This window comes from Actinomycetota bacterium, assembly GCA_036280995.1.
In the GTDB taxonomy this organism is placed as follows: Bacteria; Actinomycetota; CALGFH01; order CALGFH01; family CALGFH01; genus CALGFH01.
This window is the reverse complement of the sequence record DASUPQ010000448.1, coordinates 1-5,498: the sequence shown is the minus strand read 5'-3', so window position 1 is coordinate 5,498 and position 5,498 is coordinate 1. Positions and strand designations below refer to the sequence as shown.

Annotated in this window: 6 protein-coding genes and 1 riboswitch; of the genes, 4 read left to right on the top strand and 2 right to left on the bottom strand. The window is 73.6% G+C overall.

Annotated features, from left to right (window positions below):
- A partial coding sequence (locus tag VF468_14910) for an ABC transporter ATP-binding protein (protein HEX5879584.1) occupies positions 1–133 on the bottom strand: 133 nt, incomplete at its 3' end.
- Between VF468_14910 and VF468_14905 the strand changes: the two genes are divergently transcribed.
- Both VF468_14905 and metE read left to right on the top strand, forming a co-directional pair.
- The gene (locus VF468_14905; GenBank protein ID HEX5879583.1) at positions 119–529 is read left to right on the top strand and encodes a TetR family transcriptional regulator; all 411 of its coding nucleotides are present in this window, start codon (positions 119–121) and stop codon (positions 527–529) included. The two genes, VF468_14910 and VF468_14905, sit on opposite strands and share 15 nt — an antisense overlap.
- A gap of 18 nt (positions 530–547) precedes the next feature.
- Positions 548–773, top strand: a riboswitch (cobalamin riboswitch).
- Between the two features lie 28 nt (positions 774–801).
- Positions 802–3,111, top strand: a complete 2,310-nt coding sequence (gene metE / locus VF468_14900; GenBank protein HEX5879582.1) for a 5-methyltetrahydropteroyltriglutamate--homocysteine S-methyltransferase — start codon at positions 802–804, stop codon at positions 3,109–3,111.
- A 27-nt stretch (positions 3,112–3,138) separates the two neighbouring features.
- Here the strand turns inward: metE and VF468_14895 are convergent, their stop codons facing one another.
- Entirely contained in the window at positions 3,139–3,759 is a 621-nt protein-coding gene (locus tag VF468_14895; protein ID HEX5879581.1) for a phospholipid scramblase-related protein, read from the bottom strand.
- Positions 3,760–4,190: 431 nt separating this feature from the next.
- Between VF468_14895 and VF468_14890 the strand changes: the two genes are divergently transcribed.
- On the top strand, positions 4,191–5,240 hold the full coding sequence (locus tag VF468_14890) for a VWA domain-containing protein (GenBank protein HEX5879580.1): 1,050 nt from the start codon (positions 4,191–4,193) through the stop codon (positions 5,238–5,240).
- A gap of 25 nt (positions 5,241–5,265) precedes the next feature.
- Positions 5,266–5,498, top strand: a 233-nt coding sequence (locus tag VF468_14885) for an ATPase (GenBank protein HEX5879579.1), incomplete at its 3' end; no start/stop codon positions are given.

The window sequence follows — 5,498 nt, the reverse complement described above, 5'->3', positions numbered from 1 at the left end:
CGGCCCCGTTGGGCCCGAGGAAGCCGAAGGTCTCCCCGGGAGCCACGTCCAGGTCGATGCCGCGCACCGCCTCGACCGACTTGTAGCGCTTGACCAGGCCACGGACCGTGACCGCCGCCTGCGGCTCGCTCATGGCACCTCCGCTCCCGCCATTCTCCAACAACGTTCAAGATGCTACGAGCAGATCGTCCGCGGGGCCGTCGACCTGCTGGCCAGGGCGGGCCTGGAGGCCCTGACCCTGCGGCGGCTGGCCACCGAGCTCGGGGTGTCGGCGCCGACCCTCTACTGGCATGTCCGCAACGAGCGCCAGCTGCTCGACCTCATGGCCGAGGCCCTGCGCACGGTCCTGGCCGTCGGCGACTACGTGATCGGCTGCGCCGTGGAGTACCAGGCCGAGGCGGCCCGCGAGCCCGACCCCGCGGCCAGCTTCGAGCACGGGCTGGGCCTGCTGATCGCCGGCATCCGCGCCCGGCATGCCGAGCTGGTCGGGACCACGGCCGCCGCCGGCACCCCCGTCGAGGCGGGTTGACAGGCGCCGTGGGCGGGACGATCCTTGCCGGGCGCTGGTCGCCAAAGAGGGAATCCGGTGCGACTCCGGAGCTGCCCCGCAGCGGTATGTGGGAACGACAGCCGTCACCGAGGTGCCACCCGCTCCTCGGTCCAGCACTGAGCCAGACAGTCTTGGGAAGCGACGGCCGGTAGGAACCCGGCGCGGCGAAGACCGCGCCGCCCGCCCACGAGCCCGAAGACCTGCCAGCGCCCGCGCGGGTGCGCGGCCGTCCAGGCCTCGAGGGAGGGCTCATGACAAGTTCGACCGTTCACGGGTTCCCGCGGATCGGTGACCGCCGGGAGCTGAAGGGTGCCACCGAGGGCTTCTGGGCCGGCCGGGTGCCGGCCGAGGAGCTGGAGGCGACCGCCAGGGACCTGCGCCGGCAGACCTGGACGTTCCTGCGCGACGCCGGCCTCGGGCAGGTCCCCTCGAACCACTTCTCGCTGTACGACCAGGTGCTCGACACCTGCGTCCTGGTCGGCGCCGTTCCCGGACGCCACCGCCGGGCCGAGGGCCTTGACGCCTACTTCGCCATGGCCAGGGGGCGGGACGACGTCACCGCCATGGAGATGACCAAGTGGTTCGACACCAACTACCACTACCTGGTCCCGGAGCTGGGGCCGGACGCCGAGTTCCGGCTGGCGGCCGCGCCCAAGCCCCTGGCCGAGCTGGCCGAGGCGCGCGAGCTGGGCATCGCCACCCGCCCGGTCCTGCTCGGCCCCGTCACCTTCCTGCTGCTGGGCAAGGCCGCCGCCGGCGTCCCGGCCGGGTTCGACCGCCTCAGCCTGCTCGATCCGCTGCTGGAGGTGTACGCCGAGCTGCTGGAGGAGCTGGAGGCCGCCGGGGCCGAGTGGGTGCAGCTGGACGAGCCGGCCTTCGTCCAGGACCGCTCGGCCGCCGAGCTCGACGCCCTCGGCCACGCCTACGACCGCCTCGGCGGGTCGAGCGCCCGGCCCCGGCTGCTGGTCTCCAGCTACTTCGACCACCTGGGCGACGCCCTCGGGGTGCTCGCCGGCGCCCCGGTCGACGGCATCGGCCTCGACCTGACCCGGGACGGGGTCCGCAACCTCGACCTGCTGGCCGGGGCCGGCGGCATCGGCGACCGGACCCTGGTCGCCGGGGTGGTCGACGGCCGCAACGTCTGGGTGAACGACCTGGAGCGGTCGCTCTCCGTCCTGGCCACCCTGCTCGGCCTGGCCGGCGAGGTGGTCGTCTCCACCTCCTGCTCGCTCCAGCACGTCCCCATCGACCTGGAGGCCGAGCAGGCGCTCGACCCGGAGGTCCGGCCATGGCTGGCCTTCGCCCGCCAGAAGGTCGCCGAGGTGGTCACCCTGGCCCGCGGGCTGGCCGAGGGCACCGGGGCCATCGCCGAGGAGCTGGAGGCGAACCGCCGGACCCTGGCCGCCCGGCGGCGCTCGGGCCGGACCACCGACCCGGCCGTCCGCCGCCGGCTGGACGCGATCGGCGAGCCCGACCTGCACCGGGCCAGCCCGTACGACGTCCGCGAGAAGGCCCAGCGGGCCCGGCTCGGCCTGCCGCCCCTGCCGACGACCACCATCGGCTCGTTCCCCCAGACCGGCGAGGTCCGCAAGGCCCGGGCGGCCCGCCGCAGGGGCGAGCTGGACGAGGCCGGCTACCAGGCCCGCATGCGGGCCGAGATCGACGAGGTCGTCCGCATCCAGGACGAGCTGGAGCTGGACGTGCTCGTCCACGGGGAGCCCGAGCGCAACGACATGGTCCAGTACTTCGGGGAGCAGCTCGACGGGGTGGCCGTGACCGAGCTCGGCTGGGTCCAGTCCTACGGCACCCGCTACGTCCGCCCGCCGATCATCTTCGGCGACGTGTCCCGCCCGGCCCCGATGACCGTCGAGTGGCTCACCTACGCCCAGTCCCTGACCGAGCGGCCGGTCAAGGGCATGCTGACCGGGCCGGTGACGATGCTGAAGTGGTCGTTCGAGCGCGACGACCAGCCACGGGAGGCGACCGCCCGCCAGCTCGCCCTGGCCATCCGCGACGAGCTGGCCGACCTGGAGGCGGCCGGGATCGGGGTCATCCAGGTCGACGAGCCGGCCCTGCGCGAGGCCCTGCCCCTGCGCCGCGACCGCCGCGACGCCTACCTGAGCTGGGCGGTGGAGGCGTTCCGGCTGGCCACCGCCGGGGTCCGCGACGAGACCCAGATCCACACCCACATGTGCTACTCGGAGTTCGGCGAGATCCTGCCCGCGATCGACGGGCTGGACGCGGACGTGACCTCGATCGAGGCCGCCCGTTCGCGCATGGAGCTGGTCCGGGACCTGGAGCAGGCCGGCTACGGGCGCGAGATCGGCCTCGGGGTCTACGACATCCACTCGCCCCGGGTGCCGCCTCCCGACGAGATGGCCAGCCTGCTCGAGGAGGCGCTGGAGGCGGTCGGCCCGGCCCGGCTCTGGGTCAACCCCGACTGCGGCCTCAAGACCCGCGACTACCCGGAGGTGCTGGCCTCCCTGCGCAACATGGTGGCGGCGGCCAGGAGGGTCCGGGCGACAACGGCTCGGAGTCGGCCTCCGGCCGACGATCGGTAGATTCCGACCGGCAGGTTCGCCGGTCGGCTAGTCGGCGTAGTCCTTCTGCTTCATGACCACGTCGATGACCAGGCAGGTGGCCACGGCCAGGCTGCGCAGGGGGTCGACGGCGGACGGGCTGACCTCGACGACGTAGGTGTCGGCGTCGGTGAACAGCTCGCGCAGGCCGGCCCAGCGCTTGGTCACGCGGGCGATCGCCTGGCCGGCGCCGTCGAAGACGGAGAAGTCCTTGGCCCGCCAGTTGTGGGCCCGGACCTCGCCGAGCTGGGCGCCGCGCGGGTCGAGCAGGGTGAAGCGCGCCCTGCCGAGGCGGATCTGCTTGGCGATCTCGCCCAGCGGCATGCCGTCGGGCCGCAGCACCTGGCAGCGCCAGGTGAACCACGGCTTGTGCACCACCAGCTCGAGCTGGGCGCCCGGGCCGAGGATGTGCAGGGTGATCGGCAGGGTGACGTCCCAGCTGGTGAACAGCCGGGCCAGGAAGGCCAGCGGCGACTGGGTGGCCTGGAACACGGCGCCGATCTGGCGGCCGCCCGGGTCGAGCACGGCGTACTCGTTGCGCAGCTCGACCAGCTTGAGCTTCTGCCTGACCACCAGCACCTGCTGGGCGAGCAGCGACCCCGCCGGCGGCGCCGTCCCGTACTGGCTCATGCTCCCAGGCTAGCCCTTGGTGGCCTTGAGCGAGTACCGCACCGGGAGCCGCTGGTCATACGCCTCGGGCAGCCGCCAGACCCATGCTGTGCTGCCAGGCGTACTCGAACGGCTCGCTCACGGGGGCGCCCGGGTCGGCGTAGGACCCCTCGTGGCCGTGTCGTCGTCGTCGAAGACCGAGGCGAACGGGTGGGCCTCGGCGATGTAGAAGAAGCCGCCGGGGGGCCCGGTGGGGCGAGGCCATAGTCAGGAGTCCGAACCCGGATGAGCGCAACGCTCCCCGGCTGAAGGGCAAATCCCCCGCTCGCCCCGCCCCACCGGACGACCCGGGCTCAAGGGTACCGCGCCGGCTCGTCTTTGACGGCACACTTACGTGGTTTCGAGGATCGTGGCAGCCTAGGGGAGGGACACCGCGAGCCTGGAGTTGTCGAATGACGTTTGCCAGCCCCTTGGCACTCCTGGCGCTGCCGTTGATCCCCCTCACCGTCCTCGCCCTCGTCATGGCGCGGCGGCGGCGGATCCGCTACGCGATCCGCTACCCGGCCCTGGACGTGCTCGCCGGGGTGGTCGAGCGGGAGCGGCGGGGCCGGTGGATCCCCGCTGCCCTGATCGTGCTCGCCCTCACCGCGCTGCTGCTGGGCGCGGCCCGGCCGATGGCCCGGGTGCCCGTGCCCCGCGACGAGGCCACCGTCATGCTCGTGATCGACGTGTCCGGGTCGATGAACGCCGACGATGTCGACCCGACCCGTATCGAGGCCGCGCAGCGGGCGGCCACCCGGTTCCTCGACCGCCTCCCCGAGCGCTTCCAGGTGGGGCTGGTCACCTTCTCCAGCGAGGCCGAGACCCTGGTGCCGCCCACCACCGACCGCGAGGCGGTCCGCCAGGCGCTGGCCACCCTGAACGCCAACGGCGGGACGGCCATGGGCGACGGCCTGGGCCGGGCCCTCGACGTGATCGAGGCGGCCCGCCAGGAGGCGACCGGCGGCGGCGCCGGCCCGACCACCACCCTCGACCCCAACGGGCCGGCCATCCCCTCCCCGACCACCCCCGGCCAGGGCGCCGAGCCGCCGGCGGCCGTGCCGCCGGCGGTGACCCTGCTGCTCTCGGACGGCGCCAACTCGGCCGGCGGTGACCCGTTCATCCAGGCCGAACGGGCCCGCCAGCTGCGGGTCCCCGTCTACACGATCGCCCTCGGCACCGCCAACGGGGTGCTGCGCCAGCCGAACGCCTTCGGCGGCACCCGCATCCAGCCGGTTCCGCCCGACCCGGACAGCCTGGCCCGGATCGCCGAGACCACCAACGGCCGCTTCTTCGAGGCGCCGACCAGCGACAACCTCACCGCCGTCTACGACAGCCTGGGGTCGCGCATCGGCTTCCGCCTCGAGGAGCGGGAGGTGACGGTGGCCTTCACCGCCGCCGGCCTCCTCCTGCTGGCCGCCGCCGGCGCCCTGCGGGCGCGCCGTGGCGCCCGGCTCCCCTGATCCGCCCGTGCCGCAAGGAGACCAGATGACCGAGAACGACCAGCGCCGCCTCAGCGTCGCCGACCCGGCCAACCCCTCGGCCGCCCTCGAGGCGGCGTTGTTTGAGATCAAGCGGGTGATTGTCGGTCAGGAGGGCATGCTGGAGCGGGTCCTGGTGGCGGTGTTGTCCGGGGGGCATTTGCTGTTGGAGGGAGTGCCCGGGCTGGCCAAGACCCGGACCATCGCCACCCTGGCCCAGGTGCTGGGCGGGAGCTTCCA